This is a genomic window from Actinoplanes sp. NPDC051633 (genome assembly GCF_040681735.1).
Classification (GTDB): domain Bacteria; phylum Actinomycetota; class Actinomycetes; order Mycobacteriales; family Micromonosporaceae; genus Actinoplanes.
Map to the genome: position 1 here is coordinate 1 of NZ_JBFAZH010001812.1, position 1069 is coordinate 1069.

Genomic DNA, 1069 nt, shown 5'->3' on the forward strand with positions numbered 1-1069 from the left:
GGCGGTGGCCGGCGGCGAAATGGCAGGCGACGCTCCGCAGGCTAGAGCGCTCGGCGCCGCCGCAGGCGATGGTCGCGACGGCGCGGGTGTTCCGCCGGCCGATGGCGGTCAGAGCTCGGCAACTCACGTCGGAGCTGGTCAGGCGCCCGGCGCCGACGCGGCGGGCCGTGCGAGCGGCGATCGCCCGTCCGGGGCGGCCGGCCAGGCCGACGGGGTGCCGGCGGTTGATTGGGACGATGACTGGCCGGACGAGCCTCCGGCGGACGAATATGACGAGGCCCGGCCGAGCCCAGGGCAGGTGCCGCCGCAAGGCGGTCAAGGCGCGGCAACGCGGCCGCGGGGAGACCGGGCCGCGGAGGCGCAGCCGCGAAGTGGCCGCACGACTGGAACGCAACAAAAGGGCCAGGCCACGGGATCTCGGGCGCAGCTCGACCCCGCTGTTGATCAACCGCAGAGCGTCGCGGCGGCGGGGGCGCCGCCCGCCGAGACGTCGCCTGGGGTTTCGTCCCTTGGGGTGCCGTCCAGAGATTCGTCCCTTGGGCTGCCGCTCGCCGACGCCCCTTCCGCCGGGGCCTCATCCCTGGGGACGCCGCCCGTTGGGGCTCAGCCCGCTGGGTCGTCGTCCGCTGGGTCGTCCGTTGGGGCATCGCCTCCTGGGGTGCCGTCCGGTGGGGCGCCGCGTCGGGTTGACCCATCCGCGATTCTTCCGGACGCGCCGGACGACGGCGTTGAGCCGGTTTCGGCCGGGGCGCCGGGGCAGCTCACCGCGGCCGCCGTCCGTGAGGTGTGGCCCGAGATCATCACCGCGGTGGGGCGGCAGAGCAAGAAGGTCGCAGCACTCGCCTCGGGTGCCACCGTGCGTGACCTCGAGGGACAGACGGTCGTCCTGACATTCCGTTTCCCGGCGCACGCCAAGATGGTGAACGACCAGCCGCAGCTGCTGGTGGATGCGCTCTACGAGGCGTTGGGCGGACGCTGGAGCATCCGCTGCGAGGTGGCGGGCGACGGCGGCGACAGCGGCGGCGCGACTCGCCGGCCGCCGGCGCAGGGCGGCCCGGCAGCGTCGGGG

Annotated in this window: 1 pseudogene; it reads left to right on the top strand. The window is 75.0% G+C overall.

Features of this window, described 5'->3' with window-relative positions:
- Window positions 1–658: 658 nt before the first annotated feature.
- Window positions 659–1069 (top strand): annotated as a pseudogene (locus AB0M20_RS45385) (DNA polymerase III subunit gamma and tau); the annotation flags it as partial.